Origin of the sequence: Paracoccus sp. IB05 (assembly GCF_016405985.1) — a bacterium.
Taxonomy (GTDB): domain Bacteria; phylum Pseudomonadota; class Alphaproteobacteria; order Rhodobacterales; family Rhodobacteraceae; genus Pseudogemmobacter.
The window spans coordinates 1-15,835 of record NZ_JAEFCF010000011.1; the positions used below are offsets into that span (position 1 = coordinate 1).

General features: G+C 63.7%; 16 protein-coding genes. 5 read left to right on the forward strand and 11 right to left on the reverse strand.

What is annotated here, in order from left to right:
• Positions 1 to 380 precede the first annotated feature (380 nt).
• From JC607_RS09290 to JC607_RS09300, 3 genes are all read right to left on the reverse strand, one after another.
• Positions 381 to 1,172 carry a lysophospholipid acyltransferase family protein gene (locus JC607_RS09290; RefSeq protein WP_370584781.1) on the reverse strand — a complete coding sequence of 264 codons (792 nt, stop codon included), beginning with the start codon at positions 1,170 to 1,172 and terminating at the stop codon, positions 381 to 383.
• A gap of 68 nt (positions 1,173 to 1,240) precedes the next feature.
• Positions 1,241 to 2,023: a GNAT family N-acetyltransferase gene (locus JC607_RS09295; protein ID WP_198836656.1), complete on the reverse strand. Its 783-nt coding sequence runs from the start codon at positions 2,021 to 2,023 to the stop codon at positions 1,241 to 1,243.
• Positions 2,024 to 2,292: 269 nt separating this feature from the next.
• Positions 2,293 to 2,466, reverse strand: a complete 174-nt coding sequence (locus JC607_RS09300; protein WP_092895843.1) for a DUF3553 domain-containing protein — start codon at positions 2,464 to 2,466, stop codon at positions 2,293 to 2,295.
• Positions 2,467 to 2,491: 25 nt separating this feature from the next.
• Between JC607_RS09300 and JC607_RS09305 the strand changes: the two genes are divergently transcribed.
• Complete coding sequence (locus JC607_RS09305; RefSeq protein ID WP_198836657.1) at positions 2,492 to 3,142, forward strand: histidine phosphotransferase family protein; 651 nt, start codon at positions 2,492 to 2,494, stop codon at positions 3,140 to 3,142.
• A gap of 58 nt (positions 3,143 to 3,200) precedes the next feature.
• Here JC607_RS09305 and JC607_RS09310 read toward each other — a convergent pair whose 3' ends face one another.
• The 6 genes from JC607_RS09310 to JC607_RS09335 all read right to left on the reverse strand — a co-directional run bounded on the left by JC607_RS09310 (position 3,201) and on the right by JC607_RS09335 (position 7,959).
• Entirely contained in the window at positions 3,201 to 3,932 is a 732-nt protein-coding gene (locus JC607_RS09310; RefSeq protein ID WP_198836658.1) for a sulfate/molybdate ABC transporter ATP-binding protein, read from the reverse strand.
• A gap of 69 nt (positions 3,933 to 4,001) precedes the next feature.
• The gene (cysW, locus tag JC607_RS09315) at positions 4,002 to 4,877 is read right to left on the reverse strand and encodes a sulfate ABC transporter permease subunit CysW (RefSeq protein WP_092895837.1); all 876 of its coding nucleotides are present in this window, start codon (positions 4,875 to 4,877) and stop codon (positions 4,002 to 4,004) included.
• Positions 4,870 to 5,772: an ABC transporter permease gene (locus tag JC607_RS09320; RefSeq protein ID WP_370584777.1), complete on the reverse strand. Its 903-nt coding sequence runs from the start codon at positions 5,770 to 5,772 to the stop codon at positions 4,870 to 4,872. The genes cysW and JC607_RS09320 overlap by 8 nt, the downstream gene beginning before the upstream one ends.
• 39 nt (positions 5,773 to 5,811) lie before the next feature.
• The gene (locus JC607_RS09325) at positions 5,812 to 6,990 is read right to left on the reverse strand and encodes a sulfate ABC transporter substrate-binding protein (RefSeq protein WP_233092809.1); all 1,179 of its coding nucleotides are present in this window, start codon (positions 6,988 to 6,990) and stop codon (positions 5,812 to 5,814) included.
• Positions 6,991 to 7,003: 13 nt separating this feature from the next.
• Positions 7,004 to 7,258: a hypothetical protein gene (locus JC607_RS09330; RefSeq protein ID WP_092895833.1), complete on the reverse strand. Its 255-nt coding sequence runs from the start codon at positions 7,256 to 7,258 to the stop codon at positions 7,004 to 7,006.
• 248 nt (positions 7,259 to 7,506) lie between these two features.
• The gene (locus JC607_RS09335) at positions 7,507 to 7,959 is read right to left on the reverse strand and encodes an Rrf2 family transcriptional regulator (RefSeq protein ID WP_198836660.1); all 453 of its coding nucleotides are present in this window, start codon (positions 7,957 to 7,959) and stop codon (positions 7,507 to 7,509) included.
• Positions 7,960 to 8,173: 214 nt separating this feature from the next.
• On the opposite strand from JC607_RS09335, the gene JC607_RS09340 reads away from it, so the two are divergent.
• Positions 8,174 to 8,647 (forward strand): Lrp/AsnC family transcriptional regulator, encoded by a 474-nt coding sequence (locus JC607_RS09340; RefSeq protein ID WP_198836661.1) that lies wholly within the window; start codon positions 8,174 to 8,176, stop codon positions 8,645 to 8,647.
• Positions 8,648 to 8,790: 143 nt separating this feature from the next.
• On the opposite strand, the gene JC607_RS09345 is transcribed toward JC607_RS09340, so the two are convergent.
• A complete protein-coding gene (locus tag JC607_RS09345) occupies positions 8,791 to 9,396 on the reverse strand; it encodes a LysE family translocator (RefSeq protein WP_198836662.1) in 606 nt (201 codons plus the stop codon).
• Between the two features lie 72 nt (positions 9,397 to 9,468).
• On the opposite strand from JC607_RS09345, the gene JC607_RS09350 reads away from it, so the two are divergent.
• On the forward strand, positions 9,469 to 9,921 hold the full coding sequence (locus tag JC607_RS09350; RefSeq protein WP_198836663.1) for an Lrp/AsnC family transcriptional regulator: 453 nt from the start codon (positions 9,469 to 9,471) through the stop codon (positions 9,919 to 9,921).
• Between the two features lie 166 nt (positions 9,922 to 10,087).
• A complete protein-coding gene (locus tag JC607_RS09355) occupies positions 10,088 to 11,398 on the forward strand; it encodes an O-acetylhomoserine aminocarboxypropyltransferase/cysteine synthase family protein (RefSeq protein WP_198836664.1) in 1,311 nt (436 codons plus the stop codon).
• Between the two features lie 48 nt (positions 11,399 to 11,446).
• On the opposite strand, the gene JC607_RS09360 is transcribed toward JC607_RS09355, so the two are convergent.
• Positions 11,447 to 12,154 (reverse strand): SIMPL domain-containing protein, encoded by a 708-nt coding sequence (locus tag JC607_RS09360; protein WP_233092810.1) that lies wholly within the window; start codon positions 12,152 to 12,154, stop codon positions 11,447 to 11,449.
• Positions 12,155 to 12,325: 171 nt separating this feature from the next.
• Here JC607_RS09360 and JC607_RS09365 point away from each other — a divergent pair, with 171 nt between their 5' ends.
• On the forward strand, positions 12,326 to 15,781 hold the full coding sequence (locus JC607_RS09365; RefSeq protein ID WP_198836665.1) for a hypothetical protein: 3,456 nt from the start codon (positions 12,326 to 12,328) through the stop codon (positions 15,779 to 15,781).
• Positions 15,782 to 15,835: the final 54 nt, after the last annotated feature.

Below are 15,835 nucleotides of genomic sequence, written 5' to 3' on the forward strand. Positions count from 1 at the left end.
CGTCCGTTCCGTTTCGGTGAGGCGGTATCTAGGCCCGGCAGACGGAACCCGCAAGCATAAAAATGCGTTTCGTGACGATTTTTTGTCAGGCGCCAATAAAATAAGGCCTCTCCGCGAAACACCGCCCGAAGCCCGAGCAGCCTTATCCCCAGAGTTGCGCCCAAAATGGGCATAACTTCCCCGGCCAAAGCCCTCAAACACCAGAATCACAACGATGATTCTGCCAAAATCCCGCCAGAAAACCCAAACCAAACCAGAATCGGCCTCAGAAACAGAACCGCATCCCGCCCCAGACACCCCCCGCCGCGCCAGGACCGCTCAGGAAACAAATGAAAATGGCCCGGCAGGGGCCGGGCCTTATGGTGTCTCTCTCTTACAGGTCAGTGGCGCGCCAGTGGATGGGCAGTTCGGATCACCCGCTCGCAATAGAGAGCCAGCTCCTTCCGTCCGGGAAAGGCATCCACCGGCACCGGCGGATGCCAGATCACCTCGACCCGGCCCTGACGCGGCACCGACAGCACCCGGAGAAGATGCGTCGCGAAGTCCATATCGCCCCACCAGCCATAGAAACGCGGATCCTCGCCCGCCGGCGCATGCCAGACCACGGTCACCGGCTGGATCAGCAGCACGCGGTCCAGCCCATGGGTATAGAAAGCCTGGAACAAAGTTGATTTGAACGGCAGCACGGTCAGGCTGTCGGTCGAAGTCCCCTCTGGAAAGAACAGGAGCTGATGTCCGGCGCGCAGACGGGTTTCGAAGACCTCTTGCTGACGTTTCGCCTCGGTCCCCTTGCGCGAGATAAAGACCGTGCCGGTGGCTTTCGCGAGCAGGCCGATGCCGGGCCAGGAGGAAACCTCGGCTTTCGAGACGAAATAGATGCTCTGCCCGGCATTCAGGGGAAAGATGTCCAGCCAGCCGGCGTGATTGGAGACCACGGCACCCTTATGGGTCATCGGCGCGCCCCTGGTCGAATAGCCGATCCCCAGGATACGCAGCGCGATACGGCAGACGAGCCGGGTGATCCGGGGCGTCATCGGGCGATTCCGGCCACAAAGCGGCCATTCGATCAGGCGCATCAGCGAATGGACCATCAGGCCCAGCATAAGGAAGACGACCAGAACAGTTCCGCGCCCGACAATAAGCAGCCAGCCCACTGGCCCGATCCGGCGCAGCGGTGGCGGCGCATCGTCTCGCGAGAAAGCGGTATCGGAGGGTTCAGGCGGGCGGTCTGCGGTCTGGCTCAAATCGTTCCCTGTTTGCGCGTATAGAAATCCCGATGGCGGGCCGACATTTTCCCGGTATCCATCAGAAGGCAAACATCGGTTGTATTGAAGGGGCGGTCAATAAAGGCGCCGTCGCCCACGAAACCGCCCAGCCGAAGATAGGCTTTGATCAGCGCCGGCATCTGCGCCATGGCCGAGGCGCGGTCGAGATCCTCATTCGCGATCAGATCCATGCCGGCACGGCCCGGCTCCAGCGCGCGGACGCGCAGCTCGGGCGGTGCCAGATGGTGATGCCAGAGCCAGGACAGAGGTTTTGCCAGCGCCGCCACATCGGTGCCATGGAACGAGGCCGGGCCGAACATCACCTCGATGCCGCGCTCCAGCACATATTCCGCAAGGCCGTTCCACAGCAGGAACATCGCAGCCCCGCCCCGGTGATCGGGATGGACACAGGTTCGTCCGAGTTCCAGCAGGCGCCGCCCCGTCGCGCGCAGTGGCGCGAGGTCATATTCATCTTCCGAATAAAAACGCCCGCCCTCGGGCAAACGGTCACAGGGCAAAAGCCGGTAGGCCCCGACCACATGGTCGCCGGTCTCGGGCGGGATGCGTTTGTCGATCAGCACGAGATGGTCGAAGATCGCGTCAAAGGCATCGGTCTCGATCCGGCGCTCATGATCGATCATGCCGCCGCTGGCGCCCAGCTCTTGGACAAAGACCAGATATCGCAAACGCTGGGCTGCGAAAATATCGACCACTTCCGTCGCGAGGCGGAGCGTATAGTTGGGTTCTTCGGCAAGCATATCGTCAGGAGGCGACTTTTTATGAGGGACGTCTCTGGCGCTGGTGGCACGGGGTCTCCCCTGCGCCACACTGTTCCGGCTCTCTTCCTGACTTAATCATGTAACAGTCTTGTTGCAATCCAAAGCTCTGTGATCAGAGTTCGGCCCCGAGGGCGCGAATTTGGCGGGAAAGGCCGGTCTGGCGCGATCGCGTCGCCACGGCGTGCGCTGCCCGTTGCGGTCGCAATGCCGTTAATCCTTGATAATTCTGGAAAAACATTCCACGCTTCTCAGATACCGAATTCGGGACGCAGATCCACATACCTGCTGTCGATCACCTGCTTTCCCGCGTGTTCAAAGTTAACGGTTACCCGTCCTGCGATATTTGACTGGACCTGCCCCAGCCCCCAGTCGGGACGCGACGGGCAGCTCACGAACATACCAGGTTCCAGGAGAGAATTCATTTAAGCAATTTCCCGGGGTTATCAGATGCAAGACAAAACCGATCTCGCAGCGCTTATCGGATCACGGATCTGCCATGACCTTATCAGCCCAATCGGAGCGATCGGCAACGGGGTCGAGCTGATGATGATGGATCGCAGCGCCGCTTCGCCTGAACTGGCGCTGATTGCCGAAAGCGTGGAAAGCGCGAATGCCCGGATCCGGTTCTTCCGGGTGGCGTTCGGCCTCGCCGGAACCGATCAGCGCATTGCGCGCAGCGAAGTCACCGGCATCCTTTCGGCCATGTCGCGCGGCGGCCGGCTGAAACTGGACTGGTCCAGCGGCACCGATCTTGACCGGCGCGATGTCAAACTGGCCTTCCTGCTGCTGCAATGTCTGGAAAGCGCCCTGCCCTATGGCGGCACCATCCGCGCCGTCCATAGCAGCGCCGCGCAGAAGGAGGGCGCTCACCCCTCTGGCGGCTGGCAGATCATCGCGGAAGCGGCGCGGATGCGGGCAGAGCCGCGGTTTTGGGATATGTTCAGCCCCGCCTTCGCCGGGCTGCCTGCCAGGGACTGCGAAGGCACGCCGATTGCCGCCTCGCATGTGCAATTCGCGCTCGCCGTTGCAGAGATCCGGGAGCGCGGCCTGACCATGGCTTGCGAAATCACCGAAGGCGCGATCCGGCTGGGCTGGTAGCCTCCCGGACCTCAACCCCCACCGCGCCCGGCCCCGCCCCGATCGGCCGGGGGCGTGATCAGGCCGCGATAAAGCTGCGGACGAAATCGCTCGCGGGCCGGGCGCGGATATCGGCAGGTTTGCCAATCTGTTCGATCCGCCCGCCGGTCTGCGAGCCGGACATGACCACCACCAGATCGGCAAGTTCCATCGCCTCTTCCTGGTCATGGGTTACGAAGACCGTGGTCAGACCGGTCTCGTCATGGATGTCGCGCAGCCCCTGGCGCAATTCTTTGCGCACTTTCGCATCCAGCGCGCCAAAGGGCTCGTCCAGCAAGAGCATCCTCGGCTCGATCGCCAGCGCCCGCGCAAGGGCCACACGCTGCCGCTGACCGCCGGAAAGCTGGCTCGGATAGCGCGCGCCGATCTCGGGAAGCTGGATCAGCTCCAGCAGTTTCGTCACCCGCCGGGTGATTTCCGCCTTTGGCGGACGGACCGCGCGCGGGCGCGCCCTGAGCCCGTAAGCGATGTTCTCGAACACTGTCATATGGCGAAACAGCGCGTAAGACTGGAACACAAACCCCGCGCGGCGTTGTTGCACCGTCAAGCCGGTCGCATCCTGGCCGTCAAACAGCACCCGCCCCGAGGTCGGAAATTCCAGCCCGCCAAGGATCCGCAGGAGCGTGGTCTTGCCCGATCCTGACGGGCCCAGCAGCGCCACCAGCGCACCCGAAGGGATCGAGAGCGAAACCGGCGTCAGCGCGGCGGTGGTGCCAAAGGCTTTCGAGATTTCGTCGATTTCGATTTTCAAGGGCGGCTCCTGTGGCTGCTGGCGGTGGGGCTCTGCCCCACACCCCGGAGTATTTGGATCAAGAGGAAATCAATGGCCGCGCCGGTTGGCGGAGAGCTCTCCGGCGTGGCGGTTTTCGAGCCAGGTCTTGAGGAGAAGTGTGAGCAGCGCGAGGAAGGCGAGCAGCCCCGCCATCGCAAAGGCGGTGGCCCCCTGGTATTCATTATAGAACATCTCGATCTTGAGCGGCATAGTCGTTGCAGATTCGCGCCGGCCTGAAACCACGGCGACAGCGCCGAATTCGCCCATCGCGCGGGCATTGCTGAGCAGCACACCGTAAAGCAGCGCCCAGCGGATATTCGGCAGGGTGACGGTCAGAAAGGTCCGCCAGCCCGAGGCGCCAAGGGTCAGCGCGGCTTCTTCTTCGGCGCGACCCTGTTCGATCATCACCGGGATCAGTTCGCGCGCGACAAAGGGGAAGGTGACGAAGACCGTGGCCAGCACGATCCCCGGCAGGGCGAAGACGATGGGGAAACCATGGGCCACAAGCCAGGCACCGATGGCGGTATTGGCGCCGAACAGCAGCACGATGCACAGACCCGCGACCACCGGCGAAACCGAGAAGGGCAGATCGATCAGAGTGATCAGGAAGGCCTTGCCGCGAAAGTCGAATTTGGTGATGAACCAGGCGGCGGCGATGCCGAAAGCGGCGTTCAGCGGCACCGCGATGGCCGCAACCGTCAGCGTCAGTTTGATCGCCGGCAGGGCCTCGCGGCTGAAAAGGCTCTTCCAGGCCGCTTCCCAGCCTTTTGACAGCGCTTCGACAAAGATCGCGATCAGCGGTGCGAAGACCAGCACCGCCAGCGCCAGCGTCACGAAACCGATCAGCAGCCAGCGGGCCAGCGGCGCCTCTTCGGTCGGAGCGCGGAAACGGCGGGCGGGGGTTGCGTGGCTCAGATCAGACATAGCCAATTCTCCGGCGGCTCCAGACCTGGATCAGGTTGATCACCAGGAGCATGGCGAAAGAGATCACCAGCATCGCAATGCCGATGGCGGCGGCACCATCATAGCTGAATTCCTCAAGCTGGATGACGATGAGGAGCGGCGCGATCTCGGTCACCAGCGGCTTGTTGCCCGCGATGAAGATGACCGAGCCATATTCGCCCACCGCCCGCGCCAGCGAGAGCGCAAACCCGGTGAGCGCCGCGGGCAGGAGCATCGGCCAGACCACACGGCGCAAAGTATGCAGGCGCGAGGCGCCCAGCGTGGCCGAGGCCTCTTCGACCTCGCGGTCGATTTCATGGATCACCGGCTGCACGGTGCGGGCCACGAAAGGCAGGCCCACGAAAACCAGCGCGATGAAGATCCCCATCGTCGAATATGCGATGCGCGGCGGCACCTGCAGCGACCAGGGTTCAAAGCCAAGGCCGGTCACCAGCACATTCAGCGCAGCCTCGGGCCAGGCGAGGCCCGCATTCAGCGCAGGCGCAATGGTATGGGTCCAGCTGGCGCCGAAAAACCCGTTGGGCGCGTAAAGCGCGGTCAGCGCGATCCCGGCCACGGCGGTCGGCAGCGCGAAGGGCAGATCGACCGCCGCATCAAGGATCCGGTGCCCCGGAAAACGGTAACGCGCCAGCACCCAGGCCAGGATCACCCCGAAGATCAGGTTGAACACCGCCGCGTAGAAGGACAGGCGGAAGGAAAGATAGAGCGCCTTCCAGACCCGCTCGCGGTTGACGGTGGCCCAGATCCCTTCGGCCCCATAACTGACGCCCTGCAAAAGCAGGGCGCCGATGGGCAGGAGAACCACAATCGAAAGCATCGTGAAGGTGATCCCCATCGACAGGCCGAGGCCCGGCATCGGAGATCTGTGGACGACAGGCCTGCCCATCTTGGGTCCTTACTTTGCGACGTAGATCTGGTCGAAGGTGCCGCCATCCCCGAAATGCTCGGGTTGGGCTTTTTCCCAGCCGCCGAAATCGGCGATGGTCACCAGATCAAGTTTCGGGAAACGTGCCACATCTTCGGGATTGGCGGCCGATGTGTCCCAGGCCCGGTAGAAGTTTTTGAAGGCAATCGCCTGGCCTTCGGGGCTGTAGAGATAGTTCAGATAGGCCTCGGCCAGTTTGCGCTGTTCGTCGCTCCTGATATTGCCTTCGACCAGGGCGACCGGCGGTTCGGTCAGGATCGAAACGCTCGGCACGACGATGTCGAAACTGTCTTCGCCGATCTCCTGCAGCGCAAGATAGGCCTCGTTTTCCCAGGCGAGCAGCACATCGCCGATCTCACGCTGGACAAAGGTGGTGGTCGATCCACGCGCCCCGGTGTCGAGCACCGGCACATGTTCGAACAGCGCTTTCACAAATTCCTTCGGATCCTTGCCGTTCTTTTCGGCCCAGGCCCAGGCCGCCAGATAATTCCAGCGCGCGCCGCCCGAGGTTTTCGGGTTCGGCGTGATCACCTCGACGCCGTCTTTCAGCAGATCGCCCCAGTCATTGAGCCCCTTGGGGTTCCCCTCACGCACGAGGAACACGATGGTCGAGGTATAGGGCGAGGAGTTATGCGGCAGTTTGGTCTGCCAGTCTTTCGGCAGCTTGCCGGTCTCGGCCACCCGGTCGATATCGCCGCCAAGCGCAAGGGTCAGCACCTGGGCCTCAAGCCCTTCGACCACGGCACGGGCCTGCGCGCCGGAGCCGCCATGTGAGACCTCGATCTCCGGCGCTTCATTGCCCTGCTCGACCCAGTATTTCGAGAAAGCCTCGTTGAACTCGCGGTAAAGCTCGCGGGTCGGGTCATAGGAGACGTTCAGAAGCGATTCCGCCTGGACCGGAGCGGCGAGCGCACCGGAGACCACGAGAGCGATCCCGGCCACGGCGCCACGGATCAGCCGCGAAACCGGCCAGCCCTCAAGACTGCGAAAGCCGGAGAGGATCGTCGAACGGGTCTCGCGCGGGGTGTCGATGCGGGGCGTCTGGATGGTCATATCTGTCTCCTGCAAGCTGGTTTTGTCGCCCTGTGCGTCCCGGCTGCGCGGCAGCTGCAGGAAGGGCACGAGGCCGAAAAGGGTCTGATGGGTCATCGTTGCGCGCTCCTTACGGTTCGATCGGGTCGATGCGGGCTTCCCAGACCGACCGGTCGCGGCCGGAAAGCAGTTCGGCCACCGCCTCGGACGGGCGCCGGGTGAAGATCACCAGCGGCGTGCCATTGACGCGATGCGTCATCCCGGTGCGGCGGTCGATCAGGCGAACGACACAGGTGCCGGACATGCCCTGACCCTGGGCCGGGCGGCCGATGGGGGTATAAGCGTTGCCCGTTGCGGGCGTTCCGAAAGCGAATGCTGCGGTCATCCTGCACTCTCCTGCACTTGTCCTGTCCGGCACCATGCCAGCCAATACACATAATAACGACAGGATTACTCGTTATTTGCAAAGGAAAGTTTCGGGTGAATTCCCCCGGCCATGTAGAAGAAAATTCTACGAATCGCGCAAACCGAAGTTAAAACCATTCGTCCCTGAGAGGACTGGTTTCACAAAGGGATCAGATCAGGGAAGAATCGCTGGCCGCCGCGGGCCTCCCGACCGGCCAGGCCGCTGGTTCAGCCGCCCAGAACCTGTTCGGCCACCTTGTCTGATCGCAGCATGTCGGCAAGCGTCAGCGATTCGATGATCACCAGATAGGACCAGAAGACCTCGGCAAAGACCTTGCGGATGCGGCAGCTCGCCTCATCGGTGCAATCCTCGCATCGCTGATAGGCGCGGCGCGACAGGCAGGGAAGCGGCGCGATGGGTCCGTCGATCAGCCGCAAGAGTTCCGAGATCGAGACCTCGACCGGTTTCTTGATCAGCGAATAGCCGCCCGAGCGCCCGCGTGTCGACGCAATCACCCCGGCATTCCTGACCTCAAGCAGAATATGTTCGAGGAATCGTTTCGGCGTCCCCGAGCGGCGCGCGATCTCTTCGATGGTCAGCGCCACGGGCTCAGCTTTGCCGGCTTCGTCACCAAGAACGAGAAGGGCCTTGAGGGCATATTTCATCTTCTGGGTGATCATACGGGTAAGCCTATGGAGACAGTCAGCGCGAATCAATCTGGCAAAGCGAGGTTTTCCCCGTTCCACGGGTTCATCTGGAATGATTGCCCGCGAAAAACAAGGGATTCCGGGCCAGTTTCCCTGGATGGAATTAAAGACGATTTAACCAGTAGACAAAATTGTATTTATGCGACCAGAATGAGAACGAACCCACTGCCGGATGCAGGAGCAACAGATGGACAATCTCGATCTGATCGACCGTAAGATCGTGGCCGAGCTGATGCGCGACGCGACGCTGCCCGTGGCGCAGATCGCGGACCGCGTTGGCCTGTCGCAGACCCCCTGCTGGAAACGCATCCAGAAACTCGAAACCAATGGCGTGCTGACCGGGCGGGTGGCGCTGGCCAATCCGGCGCGGCTGGGCTTTGGGCTGACGGTCTTCATCGGCATTGAGGCACCCGATCATTCGGCGACCTGGCGCGATACATTCTCGCGGGCCGTCGGGCAGTTCCCCGAGGTGATGGAAGTCTACCGCATGGCCGGCGAGATGGATTACCTCTTACGGGTTTCGGTCGCCGATATGGAAAGCTTTGACCAGCTTTACAAACGGCTGACCGATGCGGTGCCGATCAAGAACCTGACCTCGCATTTCGCGATGGAGCGGATGAAGTTCACGACCGCCTATCCGGTGGATACCCGCAACCGCTGAGCGCCCCGCGGGCCATTGGGCGGGGCCGCCCTCTGGCGAGGGCGCGGGGGCGCTGCCCCCGGGTCCTGCGGACCTCCCCCGGAGTATTGAGGTCAAGAGGAAGAACGGGCCGGCCTGACCTCCGGCGCTTTTGGGCCTTTGCCTTATTGTGCCAGTTTCATCGTGATCACCGGCCAGAGGGACAGGACCAGCAGCACCGCCATCGTCCAGTTGAAGGCGCGCAGGCGGGAAGACTGCGAGAGCCAGCGCTGCAACCCCTGCCCTGCGGCAGCCCAGGTCGATGTGGACGGGATCGAGACCAGCGCGAAGGCAATGGCGGCCAGGGCGAGCGACCTCGCATCGGGATGCGGGACATAGGCGGCAACCCCGCCCAGAGCCATCGCCCAGGCTTTCGGGTTCACCCATTGAAACGCCGCCGCCTGTATCAGCGTCATCGGTTTCGCACCGGTGCCGCGCTCTCCGGGCGCCGAAGACATGGCAATCTTCCAGGCGAGCCAGAGCATATAGGCGACCGATACCGCTTTCAGCACGTTCAGCGCGGGCGGCCAGACCTGGAACAGGCCCGCAACGCCCAGCCCGGTCAGGAGCACGAGACTCACCACGCCGAGACAGATCCCCAGCATATGCGGGATGGTGCGGCGAAAGCCGAAATTCACCCCCGAGGCGATCAGCATCATATTGTTCGGCCCCGGGGTGAAGGTCGTGGCCATGGCAAAGCCCAGAAGGGCGAGGAAAGCGTCATATGTCATGGCGCAAACATTGCCCGGATCTGCCGCAATCTGATTGCAAATATGCGCGCTGAACGGCAATATTTGCAACTTATGACGGATATAGATCAGATCGACGAAAAGATATTGCGCGCCCTGACGGCGGACGGGCGGCTGACCAATCTGGCGCTGGCGGCGAAGATCGGGCTCTCGGCCTCGGCCACTTTGCGCCGGGTGCAGGATCTGGAGCGGATCGGCGTCATCCGGGGCTATCGGGCGGTGCTGGACCCGGAAAAGCTCGGGATCGGGTTCATCGCCTATATCACCGTCGGGCTGAACACCCATACCAAGGCCTCGCAGGAGGCGTTTGAACGCGCGGTGATCCTCGCGCCGCAGGTGCGGGAATGCCATAATGTCACCGGCGCGGTGGAATATCTGCTCAGGGTCGAGACGCGGGACCTCGCCAGTTACAAGCACTGGCATACCGAAATCCTTGGCACATTGCCCCAGGTGCGTTCGGTCACCTCTTATGTGGTGATGGGCAGCCCAAAGGATGACCGCACCTGAGGGCGCGCCCTGTGGCACGGATGCAAAGCCACTCCCCCGACCGGGAAGCATGTCATATTCGCATGATCCTTATGAGAAATGAGGCAGGTCCTGGCCGCAACCAGACATTGCCGCGCCGGTTGGCTTTGCCTAACCTCGCGCCGGAATGGAGACATGGGAGGACCATATGACCGAAAACACCGAGCCGAAGCCGCATGGTTTCGACACGCTGGCAGTTCATGCCGGCGCCACCCCCGACCCCGCAACCGGCGCCATCAACCCGCCGATCTATCAGACCACGGCCTATCAGTTCAAAGATGCAGACCATGCGGCACGGCTCTTTGGCCTGGAAGAGGTCGGCTATATCTATTCACGCCTGACCAATCCGACCGTCTCGGCGCTGGTCGCGCGGGTTGCCGCCCTTGAAGGCGCTGTGGGCGGGATTGCCTGTTCGTCGGGCCATGCGGCGCAGATCATGGCGCTGTTCCCGCTGATGGGTCCGGGCAAGAATATCGTTGCCTCAACAAGACTTTACGGCGGCACCATCACCCAGTTCAGCCAGACCATCAAACGCTTTGGCTGGTCGGCGAAATTCGTTGATACCGATGATCTGGGCGCGGTGGCGAAGGCCGTTGACAAGAACACCCGCGCGATCTTTGCCGAGACCATCGCCAATCCCGGCGGCTATATCACCGACATCCCCGCGCTGGCGAAAATCGCCGACCGCAAGGGGATCCCGCTGATCATGGACAACACCACGGCGACGCCCTATCTGTGCAACCCGATTGCGCTTGGCGCGACGCTGGTTGTGCATTCGGCGACGAAATATCTGACCGGGAATGGCACCGTCACCGGCGGCATCGTCCTCGATTCGGGCAAGTTCAACTGGTCGGAAAGCGATAAGTTTCCCTCGCTCTCGCAGCCCGAGCCCGCCTATCATGGCCTCGTCTTCCACCCGACTTTGGGCGGCATGGCCTATACTTTCCACTCGATTGCGGTCGGGCTCAGGGATCTGGGCATGACGATGAACCCGCAGGGCGCGCATTACACGCTGATGGGGATCGAGACGCTGGGTCTGCGGATGGAACGTCATGTCGCCAATGCGAAGAAAGTCGCGGAATGGCTGGAGGCTGACCCCCGTGTCGAATTCGTCACCTGGGCCGGGCTGAAATCTTCGCCCTCGTATAAGAAGGTGAAGAAGATCACGCCGAAAGGCGCCGGGGCGCTGTTCACCTTCGCGCTGAAGGATGGCTATGACGCCTGTGTCAGCCTGATCAACAACCTGAAGCTGTTCCGCCATGTCGCCAACCTGGGCGATACGCGGTCGCTGGTCATCCATTCCGCCTCGACCACCCATCGCCAGCTGACCGAAGAACAGCAGGTCAAGGCGGGGGCTGCGCCAAATGTGGTGCGGGTCTCGATCGGGATCGAGGATGCCGATGACATCATCGCAGATCTCGACCAGGCGATCACCGCCGCCACCGGCAAGCGCCGCTGACGTAAAGCCCTGCGGCGGGTTATCCCCGCCGCAGGATATTTGACAGGATCAGCCGCCGATTTCCCAGGTGATGGTGACGGTCGCCTGATAGCTGACATCGCCTTTTTGCACCGGGACCGAGGCGGCATCCGCCTTGAACATCGGCGCCGGGCCACCGCTATAGCCGCCGCCATCGGTCAGCGAGACCAGGTCACCCAGCTTGACCCCGGCCGCTTCTGCCAGGAGCTCGGCCCGCGCGCGCGCATCGGCCACGGCAAGCTTGCGCGCCTCATCCAGCGCAGGGCGCGGGTCGACCAGGGCGAAGGTGACGCCGTTGAGCGTATTCGCCCCATCGGTCACAACCTGATCAAGCGTCGCGCCCAGCTTGTCCAGATCGCGGATGCCCACCGTCAGGTAGTTCATCGCGGTAAAACCGTCGATCTTCTGTGTGCCCGAAGACGAATAGGAATTCGACCAGTTCGGATTGACCGAAAGACCCGAGGTCTGCATGTCCCCCTCGGCCACGCCCAGCTCTTTCAGGCGCGCAATCACCTTCTCCATCTCGGCAGAATTCAGCTTCAGCGCCGAACCCGCATTTTCCCCGACCGAGGTGACCCCGACCGAAATCGTCGCCATATCAGGCGCCTTCGAAACCGAGGCCTCACCATTGACGGTGATAACCGCCTTGCCATCAGCCAGCACCGGCGAGGCCGCGATCAGCGCCGCGCCAAAGGCCGCGGCCGAAAGGGAGGTTTTGAACAAAGACCGCATACGCATGGAAGACTCCTTATCACTGCGACTGCTTACAGAACATTAACGCATGTCGAAGACCATTCCCTGGTCTGCTCACGGGTCTTTTTCTTTTATTCGGCGAAAAGCTGCTATAGGGAGGAGTGATCCCGTCCGGGCGCGTTTCCGCGCCCAGTTGTCCTGTGCTAGGCCTGTGGAATGAAACCAGATTTTGCCCTCAATTTCACCGATACCAGCATCGCGCTTCTGCACCGGACGGCGAAGGGCTGGCTGAAGATTGGTGAAACACCCTTCGACGCATCCGATCTTGAGGATGCGCTTGATTACATGCGCAAGACCGCCCTTGGCCTCTCGCCGGGCGGTTTCACAACCAAGCTGGTGATTCCGGCCTCGCAGATCCTTTATACCGAGGTGGATATCTCCGGCGGCGATGACGCCCGCACCGCGCAGGAAATCACCAATGCGCTTGTGTCGCGGACGCCGTACCGCCCGGATGAAATCGTCTGGGACTGGTTGCGGGGCGAAGGTCGCACCGCCCGGGTCGCCGCCGTGGCGCGCGAAACCCTGGCCGAGGCGGAAGCCTTTGCAACCACTCATAAATTCAGCCCTGTTGCCTTTGTTGCTATCCCGGATGAGAGCGAATTCGACGGCGAGCCCTGGTTTGGCGAGGCAGCAGATGCCCGCAATTTCCTCGCAGATGGCGAGGAGATCGAGCGCGACAGTGCCGCCATTTTGCTGATCGACGAGGCCCGCGCCGCCCGCCGCCGCGCGAAAGCCGCACGCCAGGCCGAGATCGAAGCCGCAAGCCAGAGCGAATCGCCCCCCGAAGCCGAAGCGGAAAGCACTGGTGCCGCAGCCGCTGCACAGGACTGGTCTGCGACCGGCGCTCCCGCGACCGCCGCAGCAGAGACGAGCCCAGCGGCGCAACCGGCGGCAGAATCACCCGCTGAAGATGTCGCGGCCTTCCGTTCTGCGGAAGAGGCGCCGGAAGTCGCCTTTGGCGGAGTGCCCGCTCCGGCTGCTGCGGCTGTTTCGACTGCCGCGCGCGAGGCTCAGGCTGAATTGCCTCTGCATTCCGACAAAGGCTTTGACGAACCAGCCCCCTTTGTCCGGGCGGCCGCGCCGGCACCTGCCTCCCCCCCCGTGGCTCAGGCGCCAGGCCCGCGCGTCACGATCACAGAAATCACGCCGCTTGGCAGCGTAGCCGCTCCCGCCGCTGCGCCTGCGGTCGCGCCGCCCCCCCCCGCTGCCGCGTCGCCGCGGGTCAGCCTGACCGCCGGAGTGGTCCAGGCACCCGTGACGCCAGCCGTTTCCGCCCCAGTCCCGGCCCCGGCCGCATCTGCTGCGCCTCCTGTCGAGGCGGACCCGGATGAGGCGCCCTTTGCACATGTGCCGGAAAACACGTCTTTCCCCGAGACCGACGAAGCCCCGGATCTGCCCCCGCTGCCGCATCTGGCGCGCCGCATGGCAGGGCTTGCACCGGCGACAGGACAACCGGCCGCGCCCGGGCCGCTCGCGCGGGCCTCGGCTCTGAACCAGGCTTCGGGCAGCCAGGCTTCGGGGGGCCAGGCTTCGGGCCCGGCCTCCGCCCCACGCGCGCAACCAGCGATACAGACCGCTGCTGCCGGTAAAATGGCGGATCCGATCGGGGAGCCCGACGACGACCTGCCGCCCGCACCTTCGGCCGCAACCCTTGCCGCCTATGGCCGTTCGGGCAGAAACGCTCCGGTCAATGCAGCGCGCACCGCCATTTCTTCCGCTCCGCCGGTGATGGCCGGCGATGACGCGCGGGCTGCTCCAACCGCCGCACCGACTGCGATGCCGGGCGATCCTGCCGGGTTCGCAGCGCCAGTTCGCAACGGCGCAGCAGCAGGCGCTGCCGGCAAGACCGCACGCGGTGTTGGCAGCCTTGCCGGCCTCATCACCGCGCCATCCATCCCCGGCACCCGCAAGACCCGCGCGCAATCCGTCGCCGCAGGCCAGATGCCGGCCGGTGCCAGGCCCCGCGCGGCCGATGGCACGGATGATGCAGCCCGCAGCCTCAGCCAGTCGCCCTTTGCTCCCCGGAATACCAGGGGCAAGCCGCGCTTCCTGGGCCTGATCCTGACCGCGATCCTGTTGCTTTGCCTCGCTCTGGTTGCGGCCTGGTCTTCTTTCTACCTCACCTCCAACCGCACCTCCGGCGGGGAAGAAACCCAGTTTGCCGGCACCGCAGACGAGGGCTCAACGGTCAGCGTGGATGACGAGATGCTGGCCGACGGGCTTGACCCCGCGGCAGAAGGCGAGACGGCGCAACAGGTCGCGACCACCACCGATGCCGCAGATCTGCCTGATGCGGCTACGGATCCGGCACCGGAAACCGCGTTGGAGAGCGAAAGCCCCGCAGCGGTTGCCTTGCTTGATGCCGAGGATGAGATCTTCCTCTCCAGCTCGGATGCGCCGCCGCCTGCCTTTGATGCGCTCTCGCTGCCCGGGCCCGACACCTCAGCCGAAGCGCCACCGGGGGTTCCGATGCCGCCGCCGCCCTTTGGCACTGTCTATCGTTATGACGAAAACCAGATGCTGATTCCAACCGCTGCGGGGCTGCCAACCCCCGGCGGTTATATGCTTTTCGAGGGTAAGCCGCCGCGCGTGCCACCGCCGCGCAGTGCCGCAGCCACCGCCGCAGCTGAAGCCGCCCGTGCCGCCACCGCAGCCGCCTCTGCCCCTGCGGCAGCCCCCGCCCCGGCGACCGCACCGGAGGCCTCCTCCGGAACCGCCCCGGGCGCCGCCGCCATGACGCCTTCGGGCGAGACCACTGCCGCCCCGGCCGGAGCGGCGGGCAATCCGTCTCTGGCCGGAGGGGCTGTCGGCACCGCCCCGGCAACGGTCACCGCCGCCACGACCGAACCCGCCGCCCAGCCCGATCCCGAACTTGCCGACCGGCGCCCCCGCGCCCGTCCGGACCGGCCCGCGACCGATGATGACGCGGCCCTGCAACCTGCGACGGCTCCGGTCGATTTCGCCAGCCTGCGCCCCCGGCAGCGACCGGCCATTGTCGAAGCCGCCAGTGCAAAGGCCCGTGCCGATACGGCTGCCGCTTCGCTTGCCAATGAGGCAGAGGTCCAGCTTGCCTCGGCCACCGTTCCGGATACCGCCGGGCTCAGCGCGGCCGATTTGGCCAACCCGTCGCTCATGACGATCTCGCGGCGCCCCGCTGCGCGCCCGAAAGATTTCAGCCGTGCGATCGAGGCCGCAGTTGCCGCTGCCGTTCGTGCCCCGGAACCCGCGCCCGCACCGGTCGAGACCGCCTCTGCCCCGGCGCCGGAGCCGGCGCCGAAGAGCAAGGGCAAATCTGCCGCGAAACCCGAGGAGCATGATGAGATCGACGAGCCGGAGGTCGCTTCCGGCCCGGCACCGAAGATCCCGACCAAGGCCAGCGTCGCGAAACAGGCCACCTATGCCAAGGCGATCAACCTGTCGAAGGTCAACCTGATCGGCGTCTATGGCATGCCCTCCAAGCGTTATGCTTTGGTGCGGACCGCGAATGGCAAATATCACAAAGTCTCGGTCGGCGACCGGATCGACGGCGGTCAGGTCAAGGCGATCACCCAGAATGAGGTGCGGTATCAGAAAGGTGGCCGGCTGGTGGCGCTGGCAATGCCCAAAGGCTGACAGCGGCAGAATGTTTAAGAACGGAAAAAGGGGCCGGATGATCCGGCCCCTTTC